The sequence below is a fragment of the Actinoplanes rectilineatus genome (genome assembly GCF_000962825.1).
In the GTDB taxonomy this organism is placed as follows: domain Bacteria; phylum Actinomycetota; class Actinomycetes; order Mycobacteriales; family Micromonosporaceae; genus Actinoplanes; species Actinoplanes rectilineatus.
In genome coordinates, this window is record NZ_JZKF01000115.1 from 1 (window position 1) to 24,502 (window position 24,502).

Annotated in this window: 23 protein-coding genes; 9 read left to right on the forward strand and 14 right to left on the reverse strand. The window is 71.1% G+C overall.

Annotation, left to right across the window (positions count from 1 at the left end):
- Nucleotides 1-344 precede the first annotated feature (344 nt).
- Nucleotides 345-1,502 (reverse strand): GNAT family N-acetyltransferase, encoded by a 1,158-nt coding sequence (locus WH85_RS53495; RefSeq protein WP_052721202.1) that lies wholly within the window; start codon nucleotides 1,500-1,502, stop codon nucleotides 345-347.
- Nucleotides 1,503-1,675: 173 nt separating this feature from the next.
- Complete coding sequence (locus WH85_RS42115) at nucleotides 1,676-2,233, reverse strand: TetR/AcrR family transcriptional regulator (RefSeq protein WP_045747788.1); 558 nt, start codon at nucleotides 2,231-2,233, stop codon at nucleotides 1,676-1,678.
- Nucleotides 2,234-2,315: 82 nt separating this feature from the next.
- On the opposite strand from WH85_RS42115, the gene WH85_RS42120 reads away from it, so the two are divergent.
- On the forward strand, nucleotides 2,316-3,518 hold the full coding sequence (locus tag WH85_RS42120) for an MFS transporter (protein ID WP_045747789.1): 1,203 nt from the start codon (nucleotides 2,316-2,318) through the stop codon (nucleotides 3,516-3,518).
- Nucleotides 3,519-3,637: 119 nt separating this feature from the next.
- On the opposite strand, the gene WH85_RS42125 is transcribed toward WH85_RS42120, so the two are convergent.
- Nucleotides 3,638-4,174 (reverse strand): TetR/AcrR family transcriptional regulator, encoded by a 537-nt coding sequence (locus WH85_RS42125; protein WP_045747790.1) that lies wholly within the window; start codon nucleotides 4,172-4,174, stop codon nucleotides 3,638-3,640.
- A 71-nt stretch (nucleotides 4,175-4,245) separates the two neighbouring features.
- On the opposite strand from WH85_RS42125, the gene WH85_RS42130 reads away from it, so the two are divergent.
- The gene (locus tag WH85_RS42130; RefSeq protein WP_045747791.1) at nucleotides 4,246-5,292 is read left to right on the forward strand and encodes an aldo/keto reductase; all 1,047 of its coding nucleotides are present in this window, start codon (nucleotides 4,246-4,248) and stop codon (nucleotides 5,290-5,292) included.
- A gap of 20 nt (nucleotides 5,293-5,312) precedes the next feature.
- On the opposite strand, the gene WH85_RS42135 is transcribed toward WH85_RS42130, so the two are convergent.
- From WH85_RS42135 to WH85_RS42150, 4 genes are all read right to left on the reverse strand, one after another.
- Entirely contained in the window at nucleotides 5,313-6,020 is a 708-nt protein-coding gene (locus tag WH85_RS42135) for a GNAT family N-acetyltransferase (RefSeq protein WP_045747792.1), read from the reverse strand.
- Nucleotides 6,017-6,976 carry an ABC transporter substrate-binding protein gene (locus WH85_RS42140; RefSeq protein ID WP_245674332.1) on the reverse strand — a complete coding sequence of 320 codons (960 nt, stop codon included), beginning with the start codon at nucleotides 6,974-6,976 and terminating at the stop codon, nucleotides 6,017-6,019. Before WH85_RS42140 ends, WH85_RS42135 begins: the two co-directional genes overlap by 4 nt.
- Nucleotides 6,977-7,096: 120 nt before the next feature.
- Nucleotides 7,097-7,864, reverse strand: a complete 768-nt coding sequence (locus tag WH85_RS42145) for an amino acid ABC transporter ATP-binding protein (RefSeq protein ID WP_083449688.1) — start codon at nucleotides 7,862-7,864, stop codon at nucleotides 7,097-7,099.
- Nucleotides 7,861-8,775, reverse strand: a complete 915-nt coding sequence (locus WH85_RS42150; protein WP_045747794.1) for an amino acid ABC transporter permease — start codon at nucleotides 8,773-8,775, stop codon at nucleotides 7,861-7,863. The genes WH85_RS42145 and WH85_RS42150 overlap by 4 nt, the downstream gene beginning before the upstream one ends.
- A gap of 154 nt (nucleotides 8,776-8,929) precedes the next feature.
- On the opposite strand from WH85_RS42150, the gene WH85_RS42155 reads away from it, so the two are divergent.
- The 3 genes from WH85_RS42155 to WH85_RS42165 are packed head-to-tail and all read left to right on the forward strand — an operon-like array spanning nucleotide 8,930 to nucleotide 11,579.
- Nucleotides 8,930-9,790, forward strand: coding sequence for an ABC transporter permease (locus WH85_RS42155; RefSeq protein ID WP_045747795.1), 861 nt, complete (start codon nucleotides 8,930-8,932; stop codon nucleotides 9,788-9,790).
- Nucleotides 9,791-9,805: 15 nt separating this feature from the next.
- Entirely contained in the window at nucleotides 9,806-10,834 is a 1,029-nt protein-coding gene (locus WH85_RS42160) for a taurine ABC transporter substrate-binding protein (protein WP_083449689.1), read from the forward strand.
- The gene (locus tag WH85_RS42165; protein ID WP_045747797.1) at nucleotides 10,821-11,579 is read left to right on the forward strand and encodes an ABC transporter ATP-binding protein; all 759 of its coding nucleotides are present in this window, start codon (nucleotides 10,821-10,823) and stop codon (nucleotides 11,577-11,579) included. The genes WH85_RS42160 and WH85_RS42165 overlap by 14 nt, the downstream gene beginning before the upstream one ends.
- 38 nt (nucleotides 11,580-11,617) lie before the next feature.
- On the opposite strand, the gene WH85_RS42170 is transcribed toward WH85_RS42165, so the two are convergent.
- From WH85_RS42170 to WH85_RS42185, 4 genes are all read right to left on the reverse strand, one after another.
- Nucleotides 11,618-12,601, reverse strand: a complete 984-nt coding sequence (locus WH85_RS42170) for a hypothetical protein (protein ID WP_045747798.1) — start codon at nucleotides 12,599-12,601, stop codon at nucleotides 11,618-11,620.
- 93 nt (nucleotides 12,602-12,694) lie between these two features.
- Nucleotides 12,695-13,474 carry an SAM-dependent methyltransferase gene (locus WH85_RS42175; protein ID WP_045747807.1) on the reverse strand — a complete coding sequence of 260 codons (780 nt, stop codon included), beginning with the start codon at nucleotides 13,472-13,474 and terminating at the stop codon, nucleotides 12,695-12,697.
- 131 nt (nucleotides 13,475-13,605) lie between these two features.
- Nucleotides 13,606-14,925 carry a restriction system modified-DNA reader domain-containing protein gene (locus tag WH85_RS42180; protein WP_045747799.1) on the reverse strand — a complete coding sequence of 440 codons (1,320 nt, stop codon included), beginning with the start codon at nucleotides 14,923-14,925 and terminating at the stop codon, nucleotides 13,606-13,608.
- An 81-nt stretch (nucleotides 14,926-15,006) separates the two neighbouring features.
- Nucleotides 15,007-16,218, reverse strand: a complete 1,212-nt coding sequence (locus WH85_RS42185; RefSeq protein WP_211275614.1) for a sulfite oxidase — start codon at nucleotides 16,216-16,218, stop codon at nucleotides 15,007-15,009.
- A gap of 48 nt (nucleotides 16,219-16,266) precedes the next feature.
- Here WH85_RS42185 and WH85_RS42190 point away from each other — a divergent pair, with 48 nt between their 5' ends.
- Nucleotides 16,267-17,406, forward strand: a complete 1,140-nt coding sequence (locus WH85_RS42190; protein ID WP_045747801.1) for an LLM class flavin-dependent oxidoreductase — start codon at nucleotides 16,267-16,269, stop codon at nucleotides 17,404-17,406.
- Here the strand turns inward: WH85_RS42190 and WH85_RS42195 are convergent.
- Nucleotides 17,401-19,371, reverse strand: coding sequence for an MMPL family transporter (locus WH85_RS42195; RefSeq protein ID WP_045747808.1), 1,971 nt, complete (start codon nucleotides 19,369-19,371; stop codon nucleotides 17,401-17,403). The genes WH85_RS42190 and WH85_RS42195 overlap by 6 nt on opposite strands.
- A 42-nt stretch (nucleotides 19,372-19,413) precedes the next feature.
- On the opposite strand from WH85_RS42195, the gene WH85_RS42200 reads away from it, so the two are divergent.
- A complete protein-coding gene (locus tag WH85_RS42200) occupies nucleotides 19,414-19,932 on the forward strand; it encodes a MarR family winged helix-turn-helix transcriptional regulator (RefSeq protein WP_045747802.1) in 519 nt (172 codons plus the stop codon).
- A gap of 90 nt (nucleotides 19,933-20,022) precedes the next feature.
- Nucleotides 20,023-20,862, forward strand: coding sequence for a tetratricopeptide repeat protein (locus tag WH85_RS42205; RefSeq protein ID WP_045747803.1), 840 nt, complete (start codon nucleotides 20,023-20,025; stop codon nucleotides 20,860-20,862).
- A 100-nt stretch (nucleotides 20,863-20,962) separates the two neighbouring features.
- Here the strand turns inward: WH85_RS42205 and WH85_RS42210 are convergent, their stop codons facing one another.
- Nucleotides 20,963-21,490, reverse strand: a complete 528-nt coding sequence (locus tag WH85_RS42210) for a MarR family transcriptional regulator (protein ID WP_083449690.1) — start codon at nucleotides 21,488-21,490, stop codon at nucleotides 20,963-20,965.
- Between the two features lie 169 nt (nucleotides 21,491-21,659).
- On the opposite strand from WH85_RS42210, the gene WH85_RS42215 reads away from it, so the two are divergent.
- The gene (locus WH85_RS42215) at nucleotides 21,660-23,405 is read left to right on the forward strand and encodes an ABC transporter ATP-binding protein (RefSeq protein ID WP_211275615.1); all 1,746 of its coding nucleotides are present in this window, start codon (nucleotides 21,660-21,662) and stop codon (nucleotides 23,403-23,405) included.
- Nucleotides 23,406-23,660: 255 nt separating this feature from the next.
- Here WH85_RS42215 and WH85_RS42220 read toward each other — a convergent pair.
- A partial coding sequence (locus tag WH85_RS42220) for a citrate synthase (protein WP_157411567.1) occupies nucleotides 23,661-24,502 on the reverse strand: 842 nt, incomplete at its 5' end.

Genomic DNA, 24,502 nt, shown 5'->3' on the forward strand with positions numbered 1-24,502 from the left:
GCGGCATGGATCAACCCGCCCGCAGAGAACCAGGCTGACCAGCAGATTCACTCAAAGAATCCGTGATCAACCCGCCTCAAAAATCTTGACACGTTCCGCAGAGGCAAGGGGTCGACGGCCGAGAGCTGCCCTCCGAGATCAGCTCTCCCCGGCCCGCCCTCCGAGATCGCCGTCCGAGCCTGCCGGTGCAGATCGCCGTCCGAGGTTGCCAGTCCAGGGTCAGCGGTCAGCGGTCCGAGTCAGCGACTGCGGCCAGCGATCATGATCTTGGCGCGGGGGGCGGGGTCCGGAATGGCGGGCGCGGTAGGCGGCTGGTCGAGGGCAGGGGCGGGTGGGGCTGCGAGTTACCAGGTCATGTCTATCTGGCGTTCGAAGACTCGGAAGCCGGCCCGGGCGAAGGCCGCCGCCATCGGGGTGTTGCCGACGTCGGTGGCGGCTCGGACCCGGGGCATGTTCTCGGCGGCCAGCAGGGCGGTGCCGGTTGCCAGGAGGTCGGCGACATAACCCTTGCCGCGGTGGGCGGGGACCACCCCGATGTAGGCGATGAGCGGGTTGTAGCCGTTGTGCGCCGGGATCACGAAGCCGACCGGTTCGCCGGACGGCAGGACGCCGATCCGCCACCAGTCGTGGGGGGTGGCGTAGCGTTCCAGCTCCGAGTGGTACTGGCCGGTCGCCGACTCGTGGGCGGACATCCGGCGCAACTCGTCGCGGCTGTGGGTGTCGAGGGTGCCGTCCAGGACCTGGGTCATCAGGCCGATCAGTTCGTCGGCGTCGCGGGGCGGCCGGAACGTCAACCGGTCCGAGGCGACCGGGACCGGAGATTGGGGAAGCCACTCCAGGCGCAGGCGTTCGACGAAGACTTTCGCGCCCGCCTGTTCGAGGATCTCCATCGGGCGGCGGTGGCGCTCATGGTTGCGCCAGTCGGGTGGGAGATAGCGGGTGTGCTGCGGCGGCGTGGTCTCCGCGGGCACGACCTCAGCCGTCGCGACCCGCAGCAACTCGAGTGCATCGGCAGCCTGATCAAACCGGCCGGCGTCGGCACCCGAGCCGGATCGCGTGGTGTCGGAGGCCGGACCGGATCGGGTTGCGGCGGCGGCGGAGCCGTGGTGCGCGGTGTCGGGGTGCGGGGAGTCGGAGTGCGCGGTGTCGGAGTGCGCGGTGTCGGAGTGCGCGGTGTCGGAGTGCGCGGTGTCGGGGTGCGCGGTGTCGGGGTGCGCGGTGTCGGGGTGCGCGGTGTCGGGGTGCGCGGTGCCGCCCGGGGCAGCGGGTGCGGAATCGGCGACGTCGAAGATGTCCAGGAGCGCCGGCGCCGGGTCGTGGGCGCGGGACCACCAGCCCGCCCGAGCGACCACCCGGCCGTCGCGCAGAGCAACCCACAGCCAGTGCGGATGGCGCCGGCCCGCGGTCAGGTCGTCGGCCACCTCGGTGTTGAGGAGGTAGGGGAGGGAGTTGAACAGATCGAGTTCGTCAGGCCCGGTGATCGGGCGAAGGACGAGAGTCACAGCGTTCTCCTACGAGAGGACGTACGGGATACATGGGTTGTCCTCCTCCTCTCTTCTGTGCCGACTTCCGGTCTTCGGGCCGACTTCCGGTCTTCAGGGCCGACTTCGGCTGTGAACACGGCCGAACAGAGCCGCACGATTTCTACCGGCCCACCGGCCGCGCCGCAAGCGGTTTACCGGACCCGCTCGGCGACCGCCGTGATCGTCGCCAGAACCAGGTCACGGTCCAGCGGCTCGCGTTCGAACGCCCGGTGGATCGGCCAGCCCTCGATCAGTGCGTCGATCGCCCGGCACGCCCGGTCCGGGAAGTGCAGCGACAGGCTGGTGCGGCTGCGGACCATCCACTGGCGGCAGGCGTCGGCGACCGGTTCGCTGTGGTTGGCGTACGAGTACATCTCGTGGATCAGCGTCAGTTCGCGGGTCGTCGCGTACTCGTCGCCGCAGATCAGGTCGGTCACCGCGACGCAGGCCGCCTGCTGGTCCGGTGCGCCGGACAGCGCCGCCGCGTAGTGCTCGGACATCGTCGCGGCGAGGGCGAGGAAGGCCTGTTCGAGGATGTCGTCGAGGCTGCCGAAATGGTAGGTGAGCGAGCCCAGCGGCACACCGGCCGTTTCGGCGATGCGCCGGTGTGTGGTCCGGTGTACGCCGTGTTCGGCGATCACGGCCTGGGCGGCGTCGAGGATGCGCTGTTTGCGTAACGGGTCGTTGGCCACCCGTCTCGGCCCGCCCATGTGATCCTCCTCGCCGGTTGCGGCCCATTGTAGGGGCCACCTCCAAGTGTGTACGTTTGTACGCACCAAGAGAGGAAGCTTCATGGACCGAGCCACCGCACGCCGGCGCGCCGCGCTGTTCGCGCTCTTCTTCGTCCCCGGCGTCGCCATCGCGTCCTGGGTGACCCGGACCCCGGCGATCCGGGACCTGCTCGGCGCGTCGACCGCCGAGATGGGGCTGGTGCTGTTCGGCCTCTCCGCGGGCTCGATGGTCGGCATCCTCAGCTCCGGTGCGTTCGTCACCCGGTTCGGCACCCGCCCGGTCGTGGTCGCGGGTTCGCTCGCCACCCTGATCAGCGTCCCGCTCATCGGACTGGGCGCCGCGGTCTCGCAGAGCCCGCTGGTCGCGGCCGGCCTGTTCTTCTTCGGGCTGGGCATGGGCGGCGGCGAGGTGGCGATGAACATCGAGGGCGCCGACGTCGAGCGGATCGTCGAACGCCCGGTGCTGCCCACCCTGCACGGCTTCTTCAGCCTCGGCACGGTCGTCGGCGCGGTGGCCGGCATGCTGCTGACCGCGGCCGCGTTCCCGGTCACCTGGCACCTGCTGCTGGTCGGTGCCATCGGCCTGCCGGTGGTGATCGTGGCCCTGAGGCAGCTGCCCGCCGGGGTCGGCCGCGAGACCCGGGACCGCGGTGTCGCCGAGGAGGGCCGGGGTGCACCGGTCTGGCGCGACACCCGGCTGCTGGCGATCGGTGTGGTCGTGCTCGGCATGGCCCTGGCCGAGGGTTCGGCCAACGACTGGTTGCCGCTGATCATGGTGGACGGGCACGGGTTCGACCCGGCCTGGGGTTCGGCCGTCTACGCGGTGTTCGCGGCGGCGATGACGATCGGGCGTTTCGGCGGGAACTGGTTCCTGGACCGGTTCGGCCGGGCCGCCGTCCTCGGGGCGAGCGCGGTGATCGGCGGCGTCGGCCTGGCCCTGGTGATCGCGGTGGACAGCCAGGTGGTCGCGGCGGTCGCGGTACTGCTCTGGGGGCTCGGCGCGGCGCTCGGCTTCCCGGTCGCGCTGTCCGCGGCCGGGGACTCCGGTGACGATCCGACGGCCCGGGTGTCGCTGGTTGCGACCGTCGGTTACCTGGCCTTCCTGGTCGGCCCGCCGTCGCTGGGTTTCCTCGGCGAGCACTACGGGCTGCGTGGCGCGATGGTGGTGGTGCTGGTGTTCCTGGGGATCGCGGCGGCCCTCTCGCCGGCCCTGCGTGGCATCCGCGACTCCACCAAGCAGCCGGCCGAGGCGGCCAGGCTCTGAGTGGTGCCCGGCATGCCGGGCGGTCGTTCCCGCGTGGACGACCGCCCAGGGTGTCATGATAATAAAGAGGGATCGCTCTCTCTTCCGCGGCAATGGCCGGCCGTCTTCCGGCGGGTTCGTCAGCCCTCGACGATCGCCATCAGGGCTGCGGTGAAGGGCGCGGGGTCGAGATCACCGCGTACCGCCAGCTGCTGGACGTAGCTTGCGGAGAGGGCGACGAACGCCTCGGCGATCTGGCCGGCCCGGGGGCGCTGGGCGTCCGGTACCAACTCGGCGATCGCTGCCCGTGACGCTGCGAGCTGTCGCTGCACCACGGCCGCCAGTGCGGGTGATACCGCGGCTTCCGCGTAGATCTGCGCCACCAGCTGGGCGTGCTGGTTCTCCAGTGCCCGGGCGCGAACGTGATCGAGGAACCCGGACACGGCCTCGGCGGTGAGCGCCTTGGGCAGCGCCTCGGTGCCCTGTTCGCAGACGGCGACGACGATCTGGTCCTTGCTGGTGAAGTACCGGTAGATGGCCCCGTTGGAGAGCCCGGACTCGAGGATGATGTCGGCCATCGACGTGCGGGCGAAGCCGTGGCTGGCGAACCGGGCTCGCGCGGCGTCCACGATCTGCTGCCGTCGAGCATCGCGATGGGCCTGAGTGACCTTCGGCATAAAGAGCGAGTACTCCTTTTATTTTGGATACGCTCCCCAGCGTACCGCCCGATGAGGATGTAGGAGCCGACATGCATTACCGAACGTTCGGCCGACTGACCGGTCTGCGCGTTTCCGAGTACGCCCTGGGCACCGCGAACTTCGGCGTCTCGGACGTCAGCACCGGCGCCGCGGGAGCGCGGGAGATCTTCGAGGCGTTCGCCGCGGCGGGCGGCACCACGATCGACACGTCTGACATCTACCAGGGTGGTCAGGCGGAATCGATACTCGGGGAGCTGCTCGACGGCCGCCGCGACGAGTTCGTCGTGATCACCAAGTACGGGGCGACGCGGGACCGGGCGGCACGCCCGACCGTCTCCGGCAACAGTCGAAAGATCATGATGCGCTCGATCGAGGCGAGCCTCCGACGGCTGAGGACCGACCACGTCGACCTCTTCATGGCGCACCTGCCGGACGGGACGACTCCGGTCGACGAGATCCTCGCGGGCCTGGACGACCTCGTGCGCTCCGGCAAGATCCGCTATGGCGGCCTGTCGAACTTCCCCGCATGGCGGGTGTCGGCGGCGGCGGTTCGCGCCGGGCTGCAGGGGTCGGCTCCGCCGGTCGGGATCGAGACCGAGTACAGCCTGGCGGAGCGCTCGGCCGAGCGGGAACTCCTTCCGATGGCCGAGGCGTACGGAGTCGGCGCGCTGCTGTACTCGCCGCTGGCCGGCGGACTCCTCACCGGTAAGTACCGGCGCGGCGGAACAGGCCGGCTGAGTGCGCGGGGTGACGCGGGCGAGACGACGGGCCGGCGTACCCGGATCGTCGACGAACTGCTCGCGATCACGACGGAGATCGGCACCAGCCCGGCTCGTGTCGCCCTCGCCTGGTTGCGGGGCCGCGCCGCCTCGTCGGCCACCGCGTTGATCCCGATCGTCGGGCCTCGCACGACGGCGCAGCTGGACGAGTACCTGGGGTCGCTCGATCTCGCACTCGACGCGGATCAGCTCCGCCGGCTCGACGAGGTGAGCGCCCCCGGCCTCGGCACGCCGCACACGGATGTCGTGAACGCCATCGCGGGGGGCTACGACGGCGATCGCGGGCTGCTCGAGCCCGCGGCCGTCCCGGTGATCTGAGATGGCCGGGTGCCGCCCGGTCAGGAGACCCGGCGGTATCCGGTGAAGTCGATCGTCCGTCGCAGGGTGAAGCCGATCGCCTCGTACAGGCGGATCGCCGTGGTGTTGGATGCGCCGGTGTGCAGGAACGGGGTCTCGCCGCGTTCCCGGATGCCGGCGGCCACCGCCCGGATCAAGCGGGTGGCCAGCCCTTTGCCGCGATGGCCCGGATCGGTGCAGACCGCGCTGATCTCGGTCCAGCCCGGCGGGTGCATCCGCTCGCCGGCCATCGCGATCAGGGCACCCGACTCGTCCCGCAGGCCCAGGTAGGTGCCCAGTTCCACGGTCCGGTTCTCGAACGGCCCGGGCTTGGTCCGCGCCACCAGATCGAGCATCTCCGGCACGTCGGCGGCGCCGAGCCGGACCGCCGACGGGTCCGGTCCGGCGGCCAGTGCCACGTCCACGAGCTGCACCCCGGGGATGCTGAACTCCACCTCCCAGCCGGGCCGGGGCACCGCCCCGGCCGCGGGGATGAACGTCGAGCCGCCGACCGGGATCAGCCCCTTGAGGGACTCCCACGACTCGGGGGAGGAGGCGTCGGACAGTGCGTGGATCGGCGACACGTCCGGCTGGTAGCGGGCGGCGCCGCCGTGCACCTCGGCGAACCGGGCGTGCGCCCCGGCCAGCGAGTGCCAGCCGGGGTTGTCCAGCAGCGCGTCACCGGAGAGAACCGCCGGCGAGCGGGTCATTTCGCCTCGAGAGGCAGGCCCGGCGGGTTCACCTCGGCCTTGTCGACTGCTTCGTTCGTCAGGTTCCATCGCTGAAGGATCTTGGCATAGTCACCGGATTCGATCAGCTTGTCGAGAGCGGCGGCGTAGGCCTCGATCAGTCCGTTGTCCTTCTTCGTGGTCAGCGCGATCTTGCCCTGGAGGTCGGCGCCGGCGCCGGAGTAGGTGCCGACGATCTCGCTGGTGCCGGTGGTCGCCACCTGGTAGGCGGCGGCCGGGCTCGGGCCCAGGTACAGGTCGATCTGTCCGGAGCCGAGCGCCAGGAACGTCGCCTGGTTGGTCTGGTAGTACTTGATCTCGACCTCGGGCAGGCCGGCCCTCTTCACCTCCTCGGCCCATTCGACCAGGATCTTCTCCTGGTTGGTGCCGGAGCCGACCGCGACCTTCTTGCCGGCGATGTCGGCCGGCTCGGTGATCGTCACCCCGGCGCCCTTCTTGGCCAGCCAGGCCAGGTTGTCCAGGCGGTAGGTGACGAAGTCGTACTTGAGTTTGCGCTCCTCGGTGACCGTGATGTTGGAGGCGCCCAGGTCGAACCTGCCACTGTCCAGGCCGATGAACAGGTTCTCCCAGGAGGTGTTCTCCAGGACCGGTTCCAGGCCGAGGATCCCGGCGATCGCCACCGCGACGTCCGGTTCGTTGCCGATCAGCGTCTTGTTGTCGGTGGCGGCGAAGGCCAGCGGCGGGAATCCGGCTCCGGCCGCGCCCACCCCGATCACCAGCTTCCCGGCCGCGGCCTTCTCCGGTGGCAGCAGGGCAGCGACGGTGTCGTCCTTCGCCGGGATGATCCGGTTCTGGTCCGGGCTGTCGTTGATGGAGACGGCGGCGACCGCGGAGGGATCGCCGGCCGCGGCCGCGCCTCGATTCTCCTCTTCGGGCGCGGCGCAGGCGGTCAGGCTCAAGGCCACTACCAAGGGCAATACCCATTTTGTACGCATGACGGCTCCCGTTTCGCGTCGATAGGATGCTCCCCTCCCCGTGGAGGGTGCGGGGTTCAGATCAGGCCTCCCCGCGGAGGGTGCGGGGTTCGGATCAGGGGTTCAGACCAGGACCTTGGAGAGGAACGCCCGGGTCCGCTCGTGGCGGGGCCGGTCGAGCACCTCGGCCGGCGGGCCCTGTTCGACGACGCGTCCCTCGTCCAGGAAGACGACCGTGTCGGCGGCCTCCCGCGCGAACCCGATCTCGTGCGTGACCACGATCATCGTGGTGCCGTCACGGGCCAGGTCGCGCAGCACGTCGAGCACCTCGCCGACCAGCTCCGGATCCAGGGCGGACGTCGGCTCGTCGAAGAGGATCAGTTTCGGGTCCAGCGCCAGGGCACGGGCGATCGCCACCCGTTGCTGCTGCCCGCCGGAGAGCTGTCGCGGGTACGCGTCACCACGGTCCCCGAGCCCGACGCGCTCCAACAGTTCGTGCGCTCGTGCGTACACCCGTGATGGTGGTCGTCCCAGGGCCGAGATGGGCGCTTCCGCGACGTTCTGCAGCGCCGTGAGGTGCGGGAAGAGGTTGAAGTTCTGGAACACGAACCCGATCCCGGCGCGCTGGCGCAGGATCTGCCGTTCGCTCAGTTCGTGCAGCCGGTCCCCGGTCCGGCGGTATCCGATCAGCTCACCGTCGACGCGGACCAGGCCGCGGTCCACCTTCTCCAGGTGGTTGACGCAGCGCAGCAGGGTCGACTTGCCGGAGCCGGACGGCCCGAGGATCACGGTGACCGTGCCGGCCCGCGCGGTCAGGTCGATGCCGCGCAGCACCGCAGTGCTGCCGAACGACTTGTGTACACCGGAGATCTCCACCATCGGGGTCGTCATCGCAGGGCCCTCCGCAGTCGCTGGAACGGTGTCGGCGGCAGGGCGCGGACCGCGCCGCGGGCGAAGTGGCGTTCGGTGTAGTACTGCAGGACCGACAGGGCGGCGGTGAGGATGACGTACCAGACGGTGGCGACCATCAGCAGCGGCACCACGCGACCGGTCCGTCCGTAGACCACCTGCACCTGGTAGAACAGTTCACCGATCGCCAGCACGTACACGATGGATGTGCTCTTCAGGAGGTTGACCAGCAGGTTCGCGGCGTTGGGCAGGATCGCCCGCATCGCCTGGGGCAGCACGATCCGCCAGAACTGGCGGGTGCGGGGGATGCCGAGCGCGGCCGCGGCCTCGTGCTGTCCGTGGTCGACCGAGAGCAGGCCGGCCCGGATGATCTCGCCGGCGTAGGCCGCCTCGTGCAGGGCCAGGCCGATCAGCGCGGCGCCGAACGAGCTGATCAGTCCGGTCGTCGGGAAGGAGATCCCGGGTCCGAACGGGATGCCGAACTGCAGGCTCTCGTAGAGGTAGCCGAGGTTGGCCCAGAACAGCAGTTGCACCAGCAGGGGCACGCTGCGGAACACCCAGATGTAGGTCCAGGAGACCGCGGCGAGCACCGGGTTGCGCGACAGTCGCATCGCGGCGAGCGGGATGCCGCCGAGGAAGCCGAGTACCGCGCCGGCGGCGGTCAGTCCGATGGTGAGCAGCAGGGCCTCGACGATCGACTTCTCCAGGAAGTACCCGGCGAACGCCGGCCAGTCCCAGCCCGGGTTGGTGACCAGGCCGTGGACGAACTGGGCGAGGACGATCAGGACGAGGCCGGTGGCGACCCACCGCCACGGGTGGCGGGCGGGGACCACGACGAGGGCATCGTCGCCGGTGGCGGCGTTCCCCGGCCGGTGTGTTGACAGCAGGCTCACGGACCGAACGCTAGGCAGCGGACCTCAATTACCTCAAGACCTACCGGCTATATATGTTTAAACACATCGTTGACTCTGTTGAGGCATTGCCTCTAACCCCATAGATGAGATAGGAATAGCGGGTATTCATGCCTGCCGCTGCCAGGAGATTCCGATGGTCACCTCCGTAGCCCCCGCGCCACCCGCCGCCGGGACACCCGGCGTGCAGGCCGGCGCCCCGCTCGCGCCCGGCGGCGGCCTGCGCCGCCGCCTGGCCCTGCGCCTGATCGCGCTGGTCGCCCTCTACCTGCTCTGGGAGGTCACCGCGCGGATCATGCGCAACCCGGCCTTCATCCCGTCACCCGCCGCGGTCTGGCACCAGCTGATCACCACCTCGACCACCCATGACGGGGTACGCGGATACAGCGGTCACCTGCTGATCGAGCACCTCGGCGTGAGCCTGCGCCGGATCGCCGTCGGCTCGGTGATCGGCGTGGCCGGCGGCCTGCTGCTCGGCGTGCTGATGGGCACGATCGGCTGGCTGCGGGTGGTCACCGAACCGGTCGTCACGTTCGTGCGGGCGCTGCCCCCGCTGGCCTACTTCAGCCTGTTCATCATCTGGTTCGGCATCGACGAGACCCCGAAACTGTGGCTGCTCTCGATCGCCGCGCTGCCGCCGGTCGCGGTGGCCACCGCCGCCGCGGTGCACGGCGCACCGACCGGGCTGGTCGAGGCCGCCCGGGCACTGGGCGCCGGACGCTGGGCGACGGTCCGCGACGTGGTCCTGCCCAGCGCCCTGCCGGAGATCTTCACCGGGATCCGGCTGGCGGTCGGGGTGGCCTACTCGTCGGTGGTGGCCGCCGAGACCATCAACGGTGTCCCCGGGATCGGCGGCATGATCCGCGACGCCCAGCGCTACTCCCAGACCGACGTGGTGGTCCTCGGCCTGTTCGCCATCGGACTGTCCGGCCTGCTCATCGACGCCCTGCTGCGGTCCGCCGAGAACCGGCTGATCCCGTGGCGCGGCCGCGCCTAGATAGGAACACACCCCGTGAAGAAGTTGCTTGCCCTGGCCTCCGCCTCCGTTCTGCTGTTCACCGCCGCCTGCGGCAACGGCGCCGCCAGCGGTGGCGCCGACCCGGAGAGCAAGAGCATCCGGATCGCCTTCCAGGCCTTCCCCAGCGGCGACCTGATCGTCAAGAATCAGGGCCTGCTGGAGAAGGCACTGCCCGACTACGAGATCACCTGGACCAAGTTCGACTCCGGCGCGAGCATCAACACCGCGTTCGTCGCCAAGAGCCTGGACATCGCCGCGATCGGGTCCAGCCCGGTGGCCCGCGGACTGTCCGCGCCGCTGAACATCCCGTACCAGGTGGCGTTCGTCCTCGACGTCGCCGGGGACAACGAGGCGCTGGTGGCCCGCAACGGCACGGGCGTCACCGACGTGGCCGGGCTGCGCGGCAGGAAGGTGGCCACGCCGTTCGCGTCCACCGCCCACTACAGCCTGCTGTCGGCCCTCGCCGCGGCCGGGATCGCCGAGACCGAGGTGACCATCGTCGACCTCGAGCCGCAGGACATCCTCGCCGCCTGGACCCGGGGCGACATCGACGCCGCGTACAGCTGGCTGCCCTCGCTCGACGAGCTGAAGAAGACCGGCAAGGTGCTGATCACCAGCCGGGAACTGGCCGCCGGCGGCAAACCCACCCTGGACCTGGGCGTGGTGTCCACCGCGTTCGCCGACGCCCACCCGGAAGCGGTCGACGCCTGGCGTAAGGCCGAGGCGCAGGCCCTGGACATCATCGCGTCCGACCCGGCCGCCGCCGCGAAGGCGGTCGGCGCCGAGCTGAACCTGACCGCCGACGAGGCGGCCGGGCAGCTCTCCCAGGGCGTCTTCCTCAAACCGGCCGACATCTCCTCGCCGGAGTGGCTGGGCACCGAGGGCGACGTCGGCAAGCTGGCCGACAACCTGGTGAGCGCTGCCGAGTTCCTCAAGTCCCAGCAGAAGATCGACGCCGTGCCGGCGCTGGCCGACGTGCAGAAGGCCGTCTACGTGAAAGGGCTGCCCGATGTCCTCGGCTGACGCCATCACCGTCGGCGGGCTCCGCCATGACTACGGGGACGTGGAAGCGGTCGGCCCGATCGACCTGTCGGTCCGGTCCGGTGAGTTCCTGGTCCTGGTCGGCGCGTCCGGGTGCGGCAAGAGCACCCTGCTGCGCCTGATCGCGGGCTTCGAACGGCCCACCTCGGGAACGGTCACGGTGGCCGGGCAGGCCCCGGAACCCGGCCGGGGAGCGGGACTGGTGTTCCAGCAGCCGCGGCTGTTCCCGTGGAAGACCGTCGGCGGCAACGTGGCACTGGCCCTCAAGTACGCGGGCCTCACCCCGACCGCCGCCCGCATCGACGAACTGCTCGCCCAGGTCGGCCTGCGCGACGTGGCGCACCGCCGCACCTGGCAGATCTCCGGCGGCCAGCAGCAGCGGGTGGCGATCGCCCGGGCCCTGGCCGTGGAGAACCCGCTTCTGCTGCTGGACGAGCCGTTCGCCGCCCTGGACGCGCTCACCCGGGAACGCCTGCAGGAGGACCTGCGGCGGGTGAGCGCGGAGACCGGCCGCACCTGCGTGTTCGTGACGCACAGCGTGGACGAGGCGGTCTACCTGGGCAGCCGGGTCGTGGTGCTCACCCCGCGCCCGGGCCGGATCGCCCTGGACCTGCCGATCGGCCTGCCCCGCGCCGGGGTGCCCGCCGACGAACTGCGCGGCCTGCCGGAGTTCGCCGCCCTGCGGACCGAGGTGGGCCACGCGATCCGCGCCGAACAGCCGGTCTGAACCCCGGGGCCGGGCGTGGACGCGCCCGGCCCCGGGGTTCAGACCTTGCGCACCGTGACCTTCCGGCCGGAGGCCTTGACGGTGTACGCGACGGTCTTCTTCGTCCACGGGTTGGTGGCCCACACCTTCGCCCCGCCGGTCACGTTCTTGACCTTGATCATGGTGACGCCGCTGGCCCGGTTCTCCGCGGCAGCCTCCTGACGGACCAGTTCGCGCAGCCTCGCGACCGCGACGGTCCCGCCTTTCGCGGCGTTCCGGGTGGCGGTCGCCCCGTCGGTGGCCACCTGCTTGACCGTGGCGTTCATCGCCAGGTAGGTGGTGGCGGTGCCGATCGCCGCCGCGCTCACGGTCTGCGCCGCGGACGGGACCGTCAGCTGCTGCCGCCCGTATCCGAACAGGTAGGACACGCTCATCCCGGACATGGCGGCGCTCATCCCGCTCAGCCGGTTCTCCGCGGTGACCGCCAGCGTGATCTGCACGCCGTCCGGGTCGGTGACCCGGTAGTCCGCCGAGCCGTCGTCGTGGGTGGTCTTCGTCGCGGCCAGCTTGGCGTACTCGACCGTCATCGTCGACGGGTTCATCGAGTAGTCCGCGGCGACCTGCTGGAGCGTGGACCGCCTGTCCGCGGTGAACACGTACGTCGTCGCCGGCTTGCCGATCATCTTCAGGGCGGCGCTGACGTCGGAGTCGTCCGTCCGCTGGTAGAAGCCGCTGCCCTGGGCGAAGACGGTGTCGAACATGACGAGGTCGGTGTCGACGTGGAAGGCGAGCCGCCGGTCGACCGGGTCGACGGCGATCGACGCGCCCCCGGAGATCGCCCCGTGGTAGTCGGATGTGGACTTCCAGCCGGCCGCGGACGCCGCGGTGGTGGCGGCCTGCACCGTCGACATCGCGGCGGTCATCTGGGCGGCGGTCAGCGTCGTGGTGGCGTCGGCGGCGTGGGCGGCGCCCGGTGCGGCGACGAGTGTGACCGCCACGGAGAGTCCGGCCAGCAGCGCGGTGGGCCGGGTCAGAACGGACATGCAGACCTCAAGCGGGGATCGTCGGGGTGGGCCGTCGCAAGGATCGGCCCGCCCCGGCCCGGCATGAGGTTCCGCGAAGCCCGGAAACGCGGCTCAGGGTTTGCGGGCCACGGCCCCGAACTCGTCGACCGCGCGCACGTCGTCGCCGGCCGCGTCCGGCGTGGGCCGCCACTGCGAGCACGGCACCAGGCCGGGTTCCAGCAGGTCCAGCCCGTCCAGGAAGCCGGCCAGCTCCTCGGGGTGGCGCAGGTGGTAGCCGAGTGGCGCGTTCGCGTTCCACACCCCGATGGCCTCGGTGAACGCCGGGCCGTCGATCACGTCGGTGCCGTCCGCGGTGACCAGGAAACTCCCGGACGGCAACCCGGCGAGCAGCTCCAGGACCAGCCCGGCGGCCTGTTCCCGGCCGGGCACGTGCCCGAGGATGTTCATCAGGATCAGCCCCACCGGCAGCCCCAGGTCGAGGGTCTGCCCGGCTCCGGCCAGGATCGCCGCCGGCTCGTGCAGGGTGGCCTCCAGGAACGCGACGCCGTCGTCGCCCCCGTCGAGCAGGCCCCGCGCGTGCGCCACCACCAGCGGATCGTTGTCGACGTAGACCACCCGCGCGTCCGGTGCCGCCGCCCGCGCGACCTGGTGGGTGTGGTCCGCCGACGGGATGCCGGTGCCCACGTCGAGGAACTGCCGGATCCCCTCCTCTGCGGCCAGCACGGTCACCGCCCGTCCGAGGAACGCCCGCGAGTGCCGCGCCACCAGCGTGATGTCCGGGTAGAGCGCCGCGAACTCGTCACCGACCCGCCGGTCCACCTCGTAGTTGTCCGTGCCACCGAGCCAGTGGTTCCACACCCGCGCCGAGTGCGGCACGCCGTTGTCCGTCATCATGGCCTCCCGGCTCGGCACGTCGACCGAGCATAACGACTATCCGAACAGGATTGTCCACGGAGCGCGACCTTCTCCCGCCCTGCCGATCGGTCGTTCTCTTCTGCGGGTACGCGAAAAGAGATCAGCCGTCACTTGGCGTAGCGCCGGAGCATGGTCAGGAAGTTCCGCAGCATATGGACCTCCTCGGTCGACACCAGATCCGCGTTGAAGTGCATCACCCGGTTGCGGATCCGGCGGAGTTCGCTGAGGCGCCTGGTGACCGCCTCTCGGTCGAGTCCCCAGTTGAGTTCCGCCCAGCACTCCGGGTCGTTGAGCAGGGTCTCGTAGTGGAACATCGTCAGTTTGTCGAACGACGTGATTCCCGAGTTTCCGCAGACGCGCCGGACGGCGGGCAGATTGAAGGTGTTCCGCAGGATCTGCCGCAGTTCCTGATCGACTTCACCGATCAGGATGAACGGCGTCGTCGTGCTGTCGTAGGTCTCCACGACGTCGGCAGGGGTGATGATTCCGATGATCTGCCGGTCGTAATCGCGGACGAGGATGAAATCGTCGGTCTTCAGAGCGTCGAGGGCATCGCGCAGCAGCACGTCGTAACCGAAGATCCGGACCTCGCGGCTGATGACGTCGCTGAGCGCCGGGGTTTCGATCGACGGCCGGTGCCATCGGCCGATCGTCTTCCAGCTCACCACGCCGTCCAGGGTGTACGGGTCGACCAGTACCGGCAGCTGCGAATAGTCGTTGATCTCCATCTGGGTGCGGGCCTTCGCCAGGCCGTCGGAGGGGGAGATTGCGAGGAGCGGGGCTTTCGTGCTGACCAGATGGCCCAGGGTCAGCCCGATGTCGCGGGCGTCGTCGTCTTCCTCCTCAGCGCCCTCATCGTTGCGGGGCAGGATCAGGCGCAGAGTCCGGTCGGGGCCCACCGCCCGGAAGTCGGGTTCGGTGGTCAGGCCGGCGTTGCCGAGGTCAACCATGATCCGGCTGATGACGTCCCGGTCGAGGCTGTCGGCGCCCCACTTGGTGAGCAGGTCCCGCAGGATGAGCGAATACGGGTCGTTGGCGACGGCGGACTCCCGCGCAAGCTGCAGGAACCCCGGGAGGTCGTCGCTCGCCGGGTCCGCTGGTGCGGTGGCGGCCTGGCCGAGCAGACGGGCCCGCAGTTCGTGCAGGGAGGTGCCGTCAGGTTCGAGACGCCAGGCTGCCCAGCCGGGCACCGCGCTGATCCGGCTCACTGCGGTGCCGGCGCCCGATGGTGTGTCGAACTCGCGCCCGTCGGGCAGCCGCAGCCGTCCCCGTTCGGTGACCACCGCCTCGTGGGGCGCCTCACCGCGGCGCTGTCGGTAGAACAGTGTCTGACCGGGGCGTAGCAGATCCGCCTCGATCAGGTCACTGATGCGGACGCGGCGGCGGCCGTCGAACTCCGGGCTCCAGCGTGAGCCGGTTGCGGGCATGGGGACATCTCCCAACGTGGACGCGGTGGTCGGACCTTAGCCACCGGCCGGGAGGGACGCCAAACGGATTAGCCGGGTCGGTCAGGCGGCGGTGACCGGGACGCGGACGACGGCGTCGAACAGGTAGCCGAGGGTGTTGTAGGTGGCCGTGTCGGGCTGGGAGTTGCCGTGCACGTCGGTGGCGCGGGCCAGCAGTTCGTGGGTGCCCGCCGCGGGTTTCCAGTCGAGTTCCCAGCGTTGCCAGACGCCGCCGGGGGTGTCGCCGTAGTGCCGGGCCCGCCGCCAGGTGGCGCCGCCGTCGGTGCTGACGTCGACGCGGCGGATCGGGCCGTGCGCCGACCAGGAGCGGCCGGTCAGGCGGGTGGTCGTGCCGGCCGGGACGGTGGCGCCGGGGTCCAGTTCGAAGGCGGACTTGACGACCTGCTCGTCGATCGGCACGCCCTCGGCTGGGAACTCGGGACCGAAGAGCCGGTAGAACTGGGTGTTCCAGGGGCTGAACAGCGGTTCGGCGGACACCTCGAGGGTGCCCACCCATTTGATCGAGGCGATGCCGATCCAGCCGGGGACCAGGACCCGGACCGGGAAGCCGTGGTCGGGCGGGAGCGGCTCGCCGTTCATCTCGTACGCCAGGAGCACGTCGTCGAAGGCCTTGGCGACCGGGAACGGGCGGCGTACCGGCCCCAGGTCGACGCCGCCGCTGACGAAGTTCGCGTCCAGCCCGGACGGCTGGACGTCGACGGCGGCCCGGCTGATGCCGGCGTGCCGCAGCACCGTGGACAGCCGGACGCCCCGCCACCGGGCGACGCCGACCGCGCCGAGCTGCCAGGCGGTGCCGGAGACGGTCTGGCCCTGCTGGGTGGTGTAGTAGCCGCGCCCGTTGCCGGCGCATTCGACCGCGACGGCCCGCGTCTCGGACGGGAAGCGCCGCAGGTCGTCGAGGCTGTAGTGGACCGGGCCGCCGCGCAGCCCGGTGCCGGTGACCTTCAGCGACCAGGTGTCCGCGTCGATGGCGGGGGTGCTGGTGTGGTTGCGGACGAAGAACCGGTCGACCGGCACGTAGTAGCCCTGGTCCTTCAGCGCCGACCAGCGGGTCTCCGCGTTCGTCCCCAGGCTGCGGAACAGTTCCGGTGGCAGCGGCTTGACGATCGGGCCGTCCGCCACGGTGCTCACGTCAGGCGTACCCGGTAGAAGGGCCGCGGCGGTGATGGTGAGGAGGTCGCGGCGGGTGAAGCCCCGCGTGCGGCCGGCCAGGAAGTCATGGAATCGACGAATGTCGTATCGACTCTCGCTCATGGGCTGAGATCCTATCGATTCCATAGGACTTGTAGATAGCCTTACGGCATGGACTTCCACTGGTTTCTCCCCACCAACGGCGACAGCCGCGACATCGTGGGCGGCGGTCACGGCACGCCGGTCGGCTCGGCCGGCGGGGTGCGGCCGCTGACCATCGGCTACCTCGGGCAGATCGCCCGCAGCGCCGAGCAACTCGGGTTCGTCGGCGCGCTCACCCCGGCCGGCGCCTGGTGCGAGGACGCCTGGCTGACCACCGCGATGCTCACCGAGGTCACCGAACGCCTGAAGTTCCTGGTGGCGTTCCGCCCCGGCCTGATCTCGCCGACGCTCGCCGCGCAGATGGCGTCCACCTTCCAGCGGCTCTCCGGTGGCCGGCTGCTGCTCAACGTGGTGACCGGCGGCGAGTCGCACGAACAGCGGCAGTACGGCGACTTCCTGGACAAGGACGCCCGGTACGCCCGGACCGGCGAGTTCCTGGGCGTGGTCCGGGCGCTGCTGCGCGGCGAGACGGTGACCGCCGACGGCGAGCACGTGAAGGTCGAGGATGCCCGGCTGTCCCGGATCCCGGAGGTGCCGCCGGCCATCTACTTCGGCGGCTCGTCGAAGGCCGCCGGACCGGTCGCCGCCGAGCACGCCGACGTCTACCTGACCTGGGGGGAGCCGCCGGAACAGGTGGCGGAGAAGCTGGCCTGGATCCGGTCGTTGAAACCGGGCATGCGCTTCGGCATCCGGCTGCACGTGATCACCCGCGACACGGCCGGGGCGGCGTGGGCGGAGGCGTCCCGGCTGCTGCGCAACGTGTCCGAGAACGACATCGCCGCGGTGCAGGCCGGCCTGCGGCGCAGCGAGTCCGAGGGCCAGCGCCGGATGCTCGACCTGCACGGCGGCAACCGCGACGGCCTGGTCGTCTCCCCGAACCTGTGGGCCGGTGTCGGCCTGGTCCGCGGCGGCGCGGGCACCGCCCTGGTCGGCAGCCACACCGAGGTCGCGGACCGGATCGAGGAGTACGCGGCGCTCGGCATCGACGAGTTCATCCTCTCCGGCTACCCGCACCTGGAGGAGGCGTACTGGTTCGGCGAGGGCGTGCTGCCGGAACTGCGCCGTCGCGGCGTGTGGCGGCATCCGGCGGGGGAGAAGGGCACCGCGGCGTCGGCGATCCCGTTCGCCGGGGTGCCCTTGACCTCATGACCCGCGGGCGACCTTCCCCGGCCACCAGAACCGGTCACCGGTGAGGGTGGCCAGGGCCGGGACCAGCACGGTACGCACCAGCAGCGTGTCCAGCAGCACCCCGATGCCGACGATGATCCCGATCTGGGTCAGGGTCACCACCGGGAGCACGCCGAGCACCGCGAACACCGCCGCGAGCAGGATGCCCGCGCTGGTGATGACCGCGCCGGTCACCGCCAGCGCGTGCACCATGCCCTCCTTGGTGCCGCGTGCCGGCGTCTCCTCCTTGGCCCGGGTCACCAGGAAGATGTTGTAGTCCACGCCGAGCGCCACCAGGAACAGGAAACTGAACAGCGGCACCGCGTTGTCCAGCGCCGGATAATCCAGCACGGTGCGGAACAGCCACGATCCGGCGCCCAGCGACGCGGCGAAGCTGAGCACCACCGTGACCATCAGCAGCAGCGGCGCCACCAGGGACCGCAGCAGCAGGATCAGCACGAGCAGCACCACCGCCAGGATCACCGGGACGATCACCACCAGGTCGCGGCGGGCCGCGTCCCGGCTGTCCAGGGCGGTCGCCACCGTGCCGCCGACCAGGGCGTCACCGTCGAGGCGCTCCCGCAGGTCGCGGATCGCGGCGAACGCCTCCGCGGTGTCCGGGGCGGCCTGCAGCACCGCGCTGATGCTGACCAGCTCGGCGTTCTGCTCGCCGATTCGGGCCTGCGCCACCCCGGGCGTCTCGGTGACGGCGGCCAGTACCTGCTGCGCCTTGGCCGGTTCGGTCAGCACCACGGCGGGCCCGGCGGCACCGGCCGGGAAATACCGGCTCAGCGTCTCCAGGCCGGCGACCGACTCGGCCTGCACCCGGAACTGCTCGGTCTGCGACAGACCGACCTTGGTGCCCAGGCCGCCGAGCGAGAGCAGGCCCAGCACGGCGACCGACAGTACGGTGACCAGGACGGGACGGCGCACGACCGTACGGCCGACCCGCCCCCAGAAGCCGCGGCCGTCCTCCGCGCCGTGCCCGCCGACGCGCGGGATGAACGGCCAGAACAGGCCGCGGCCGCAGACCACCAGCGCGGCCGGCAGCACGACCAGCGCGAACAGTGCGGCGATGGCGACGCCGACGGCCGCGGTGACGCCGAGCGCCGCGTTGCTGCGCAGGCTGGCGAGCAGCAGGGTGAGCAGCGCCAGGATCACGGTGCCCGCGCTGGCCAGGATCGCCGGCCCGGCGCCCTTCAGTGCCCGGCGCATCGCCTCGAGGCGGTCCTCGTGCCGGTGCAGCTCCTCGCGATACCGGGAGATCAGCAGCAGGGCGTAGTCGGTGCCCGCGCCGAACACCAGCACGGTCACGATGCCGGTGGTCGAGCCGTTGATCGCCAGGTCGGTGTGCTGGGAGAACAGCGCGATGGCCTTGGCGGCGAGCTGATCGGCCAGGCCGACCACGACCAGGGGCACGATCCAGAGCACCGGGCTGCGGTACGTGGCCAGCAGCAGCACCGTCACCACCAGCACGGTGACGATCAGCAGCCGGGTGTTGGCGCCACTGAAGCTGTTCGCCAGGTCGGCGCTGAAGCCGGCGCCGCCGGTCACCTGGGCGGTCACGCCGTCCGGGGCCGCCGCCCTCGCCTTGGCGCGCAGGTCGTCGACGGTGGCGATGGTGGTGGCCGCCTCGCCGGTGGCCTCCAGCGGCACCGTGATGATCGCGGCCTTGCGGTCCTGCGACGCGATGACCGGCTGCCCCAGGGACCCGAAGGCGGCCAGGTCGGCGTCGGTGAGCGTGTCACCGTCCTTGGCGATCACGATCAGCGCCGGGTTGGTGCGCCCCGACGGCAGGTCCTTCTGCAGCCGGGCGACCTGGGTCGACTCCGCCGACGACGGCAGCGACGAAGCGGGGTCGTTGTCGGTGGTCGCCGAACCGGCAAAGGCCAGCACCGCCCCGCCTATGACCAGGGCGAGCAGGAGTGTCGCCCATGCCCTTCTCATGAATTCCTCCAAGGCAGAGAATCTTTACGATCGAGATTGTTCATGACGGGGGACGGTTTCTGCAACACTGGCATCGTGGAAGGCACGGAGACCGGAGAACGGCAACGACTGCGCACCGAACTCGTCGATCTGCTGAACGCGTACAGCAGCGAGGCGCAGCACATCGGGCACGCGTTCGCCGGCCGGCACCGTCTGCACGCCACCGACATGCACGCGCTGCTCGCGGTGATGCACGCCGAACGGCGCGGCGAACCCCTGACCCCCGGCAGGCTCGGCGAACAGATCGGGCTGTCCTCCGGGGCGACGACCGCGTTGATCGACCGGCTGGAACGCGGCGGGCACCTGCGGCGATCCCGCGAGAGCGCCGACCGCCGGGTGGTGCACCTGCGGTACGGGGAGGCCGGCATGGCCCTGGCGCTGGCGTTCTTCACCCCGATGGCGCCGCGGACGGACGCGGTGATGGAACAGTTCGGGACGGACGAGCTGCTGGTGGTGGAGCGTTTCCTGCAGGGGATGCTCGGCACGCTGGTCACGTACCGCGACGAGCTGCGCGACCGCTGATCGTGCTCCCGGTTCCCGGTCCGCCGGAAGCAACCCGGGCGCAACCGTGGGGATGCTGACGGGCCGCCCCGGCCTGCCGATGAACGCCCTGTGCGAACCGAGCCCGTCCTGGCCGAAGCCGACGCCCTACTGGCGCGCGGCCGCGCCCGCAGCGCCGAGACCCTCCTCGCGCCGTTCGTGGGCCGCGAACCCGCGAACCTCGGCGCCTGGCACCGGATGGCCCGCGCCCGCCTGGACCTCGGTGACCCCCGCGGCGCCCTGACCGCAGCCCGCGCCGCCCGCCAGCTCGACCCGGCCGGTGCGGAGACCCTGTACTGGGCCAGCCTCGCCGCCAGCGAACTCGGCGAACACCCGGACGCGATCACCGCGGCCGCCGGGGCCTGCCACGCCGACCCGGGCAACCCGCGCCTGCACCAGCGCCTCGCCGAGGCGCAACTGGCCGCGGGCCTGGCCGCCGAAGCCGCCGACGGTCTGCGGATCGCGGTGGAACTGGCCGGCTACGACGCGGACCTGCACGTCACCTACGGGGCGGCGCTGTTCGCGGTCGGGCGCCCGCTCAGCGCCCGCGAGGCTCTGCTGCGCGCGTTGACGGTGGACCCGGCGAACACGCAGGCCGCGACCGCGCTGGCGTTCCAGCAGAAGGTGATGCGCGGGGCCACGGACGCGAAGACGATGGCCGCGATAGCCGACGACTACGCGGCGTCCCTGCGGATCCCGCCCGGTGGCCGCCCGCCGGTCCGCACCGAACGGGCCGCCCTGCGCCACGTGGCCCGGATCGCCTTCTTCTGGCTGGTGGCGGCCCTGGCCGTGGCGGGGCTGGCGGAGTCCGCCGGGTTGGCGTCGCCACCGGACGCGCTCTACACGGCGCTGTTCTGTGCCGCGGCCGCGGTGTGTTGCGTGGCGACGCTGGCCCGCCCGTCCCGCCTCTGACCGTCCCGTTCCCGGCCGTCCCGTTCCCGGCCGTCCCGTTCCCGGCCGTCCCGTTCCCGGCCGTCCCGTTCGCTGCCGGACCGGTGGATTTCCGGTTCGGTCAGTCGTGGAGCTTGCGCAGGACGCGGGACAGGTCGGCGCGGTCGGCCGGAGTGAGCGTGGCGAACAACCGTTCCCCCTCGGCGGCGCGGGCGCGGTGGATGGCGTCGGCGGTGCTCCGGCCGTGCGGGGTCGGGACGACCAGGACGGCGCGCCGGTCGGCCGGGTCGGGGCGGCGTTCCACCAGGTCGAGTTCCTGCAGGCCGTCGACCACCTCGGTGGCGGACCGCGGCGCGATCCGCAGGTGGTCGGCGAGGGAGCTGAGGCGCATCTCGCCGTGCCGGATGAGCACGCCGAGCGCCCGCGACTGCGACGGCGAGATGCTCCACGGTTCGAGGGCGACCCGGGTGCCGTGCCGGAGTCGCCGCGCCACCGCCCAGAACGCCTCGACCAGGTTCTCCTCGCCCGCGTTCTCCCGGCCCGCGTTCTCCTCGCCTGCCTTCTCCTGGCCCGCGTTCTCCCCGTCCGCCCGAAGGTCGTCGTCCGGTCGTGTCGTGTCCGGGGCGTCGGGGCCGGAGTCTGCGGGCATCACGGGAATACGGTAGCAGCGATTACCGTTGCTCCCTCATGTTGAGGTAACCTCAGCTTTCGGGAGTGTCTCTCCCGGCCGCCTCTTCCGTCGATGCGGGAGGTGTGGCTCGTACACATGAGGGGTTGTGAATTTGGCGGAAATCCTACGCCGCGGCGCGGCACGCACCGTGTCCCCCGCGGAGAAGGCGCAGGCCAAGGCCGTGTCGTTGCGCCGCATCGGCGCGCTGTTCACCGGCCACCGGCGGCAACTGATCGTCGTCGTGGGCGTCATCGTGATCTCCTCGGCGGTCGCGATGATCTCCCCGTTCCTGTTGCGCGAGGTCATCGACGTCGCGCTGCCGCAGTCCGACCTGCGGCTGCTCATCTGGCTGGTGGCCGGCATGGTCGCCGTCGCGGCTGTCACGTCGGCGCTCGGCGTCGTGCAGACGTGGATCTCCACATCGGTCGGTCAGCAGATCATGCACCGGCTGCGGACCTCGGTGTTCGCGCACCTGCAGCGACAGTCGGTCGGGTTCTTCACCCGAACGCGCACCGGCGAGGTGCAGTCGCGCATCACCAACGACATCGGTGGCATGCAACAGGTGGTCACGTCGACCGCCAGTTCCGTCGCCGCCAACGTGACCACCGTGATCGCCACGCTGGTCGCGATGACCGCACTGTCCTGGCAGCTGACACTGGTGTCGCTGATCGCGGTGCCGCCGGCGATCTACTGGACGCGCCGCGTCGCGCGGATGCGGCAGACGATCACCGCGCAGCGCCAGCGGGAACTCGCCGACCTGAACGTCATCATCGAGGAAGGACTCTCGATCAGCGGCATCCAGCTCAGCAAGACGATGGGTGCCGGCACCGCGCAGGTCGACCGGTTCACCGACTCGTCCCGCCGGCTGATCGACCTCGAACTCCGCTCCGAACTTGCCGGACGCTGGCGGATGGCGGCGATGAGCATCGTGTTCGCGGTCATCCCCGCGGTGATCTACCTGGCGGCGGGCCTGCCGTTCGCGGCCGGCACGATGAGCATCGGCACACTCGTCGCGTTCACGGCGCTGCAGGGCAATCTCTTCCGGCCACTGACCAGCCTGCTCGACGTCGGCGTCACGCTCACCGCGTCCCTCGCGCTGTTCCACCGGATCTTCGAATACCTCGATCTGCCGGTCGAGATCAAGGAACCGGCGACCCCGGTGCGGCTCGATCCGGTGCGGGGCCACCTGCGCTTCGAGGACGTGACTTTCGCGTACGAGCAGAGCGGCGCGGCCGCCCTCGCGGGTGTGAGCCTCGACGTGCCCGCCGGATCGTCACTGGCTCTCGTGGGGGAGACCGGGTCCGGGAAGAGCACGATCGCGTCGTTGATCGCGCGACTGCACGACCCGACGTCCGGCCGCGTCACCATCGACGGCGTCGACCTGCGCGACCTGTCCCTGGCGGACCTCGCCGGCATCGTGGGCGTCGTCAGCCAGGAGACGTACCTGCTGCACACCACGATCCGGGAGAACCTGCGCTATGCAAAACCGGACGCGACCGACGACGAGATCGTGACGGCGGCCCGCGCCGCGCAGATCCACGACCTGGTGGCGTCGTTGCCGGACGGCTACGACACGATGGTCGGCTCCCGCGGCCACCGGTTCTCCGGCGGCGAGAAGCAGCGGATCGCCATCGCCCGCACCCTGCTGCGCGACCCCCGCATCCTGGTGCTGGACGAGGCGACGAGCGCCCTCGACAACGAGACCGAACGGGCGGTGCAGCGGGCCTTCGACGCGCTCGCCGTCGGCCGGACCACCGTGACGATCGCCCACCGGCTGTCCACGATCCGCGACGCCGACCAGATCGCGGTGATCGACCACGGACGGATCCTCGAATCCGGTACGCACGACTCGCTGCTGCGCGACAACGGGCGGTACGCGGCGCTCGCCCGGTAGGCATACCCTGCCCGGGTGATCGCCGTTCTCGATGCGCGGTCGAATCTCGGGTCACGCCCGCGCTCGCCGGGACTGGTCCCCGGCTGTCACCGACCGGCCGGCGCGCTGCGCGACCAGGGACTCGTGTCCCGGCTCGCCGCGCGCGACGCCGGTGTGGTGGTGCCGCCGGCGTCGACCGCATCCCGCCGCCGTCCGGTTCCGCGGGCGGCGTCTCCGGCCACCTCTCCTGACGACGGGTCGACCGGCACCCCCGGGTCAGCGTGTCCGGCCGGTACGTGCCGTCGCCCCGGTCCAGCCCCGCACCGACTCCGCGTCCCGGGCACCCGGTCCGACATAGTCCGCCGACGGCCGGATGATCTTCCCCAGCTGCTTCTGTTCGAGGATGTGCGCGCTCCACCCGGCCGTCCGTGCGCACCCGAACATCGCCGTGAACATGTCCGCCGGAACCTGGGCGAAGTCCAGCACCACCGCCGCCCAGAACTCGACGTTGGTCTCCAGCACCCGGTCCGGTTTGCGGTCCCGCAGTTCGGCGAGGGCCGCGAGTTCCAGCGCGCGGGCCACCTCGAACCGGGCCGCCCCCAGTTCCCGCGCGGTCTCCCGCAGGATCCGTGCCCGGGGATCCTCCGCCCGGTAGATCGCGTGACCGAATCCCATCAGCCGTTGCCCGTCGTCGAGGAGCCGGCGGACGTACCGCCGGGCGTCTCCGTCCCGCTCGACCCCCTCGATCATGCCGAGGACCCGTGCGGGGGCACCGCCGTGCAACGGTCCGGACAGTGCGCCGATCGCCGCGGAGAGACAGGCCGGAGCGTCCGCACCGGTGCTGGCGACCACCCGCGCGGTGAACGTCGATGCGTTCATGCCGTGTTCGGCGGCGCAGATCCAGTACTGGTCGACGGCCGCCACGTGCCGCGGATCCGGCTCACCCCGCCAGCGGATCATGAACTGTTCAGCGGCGGTCCGGCCGGCGTCGACGAGCCGCTGCGGAACGTCCGGGCCGTGCCATCGTTCACCGCTGCCGCTGCCGCTGCCGCTGCCGCTGCCGCTGCCGCTGCCGCTGCCGCTGCCGCTGCCGCTGCCGCTGCCGCTGCCGCTGCCGC

Coding starts and splice junctions, on each gene's coding strand:
- WH85_RS42115 (WP_045747788.1), bottom strand. CDS start 2,233: ATGGGCGGGCCGAGACGGGTGGCCAACGACCCGTTACGCAAACAGCGC.
- WH85_RS42120 (WP_045747789.1), top strand. CDS start 2,316: ATGGACCGAGCCACCGCACGCCGGCGCGCCGCGCTGTTCGCGCTCTTC.
- WH85_RS42125 (WP_045747790.1), bottom strand. CDS start 4,174: ATGCCGAAGGTCACTCAGGCCCATCGCGATGCTCGACGGCAGCAGATC.
- WH85_RS42130 (WP_045747791.1), top strand. CDS start 4,246: ATGCATTACCGAACGTTCGGCCGACTGACCGGTCTGCGCGTTTCCGAG.
- WH85_RS42135 (WP_045747792.1), bottom strand. CDS start 6,020: ATGACCCGCTCGCCGGCGGTTCTCTCCGGTGACGCGCTGCTGGACAAC.
- WH85_RS42145 (WP_083449688.1), bottom strand. CDS start 7,864: ATGACGACCCCGATGGTGGAGATCTCCGGTGTACACAAGTCGTTCGGC.
- WH85_RS42155 (WP_045747795.1), top strand. CDS start 8,930: ATGGTCACCTCCGTAGCCCCCGCGCCACCCGCCGCCGGGACACCCGGC.
- WH85_RS42165 (WP_045747797.1), top strand. CDS start 10,821: ATGTCCTCGGCTGACGCCATCACCGTCGGCGGGCTCCGCCATGACTAC.
- WH85_RS42170 (WP_045747798.1), bottom strand. CDS start 12,601: ATGTCCGTTCTGACCCGGCCCACCGCGCTGCTGGCCGGACTCTCCGTG.
- WH85_RS42175 (WP_045747807.1), bottom strand. CDS start 13,474: ATGACGGACAACGGCGTGCCGCACTCGGCGCGGGTGTGGAACCACTGG.
- WH85_RS42180 (WP_045747799.1), bottom strand. CDS start 14,925: ATGCCCGCAACCGGCTCACGCTGGAGCCCGGAGTTCGACGGCCGCCGC.
- WH85_RS42185 (WP_211275614.1), bottom strand. CDS start 16,218: ATGAGCGAGAGTCGATACGACATTCGTCGATTCCATGACTTCCTGGCC.
- WH85_RS42190 (WP_045747801.1), top strand. CDS start 16,267: ATGGACTTCCACTGGTTTCTCCCCACCAACGGCGACAGCCGCGACATC.
- WH85_RS42195 (WP_045747808.1), bottom strand. CDS start 19,371: ATGAGAAGGGCATGGGCGACACTCCTGCTCGCCCTGGTCATAGGCGGG.
- WH85_RS42200 (WP_045747802.1), top strand. CDS start 19,414: ATGACGGGGGACGGTTTCTGCAACACTGGCATCGTGGAAGGCACGGAG.
- WH85_RS42210 (WP_083449690.1), bottom strand. CDS start 21,490: ATGCCCGCAGACTCCGGCCCCGACGCCCCGGACACGACACGACCGGAC.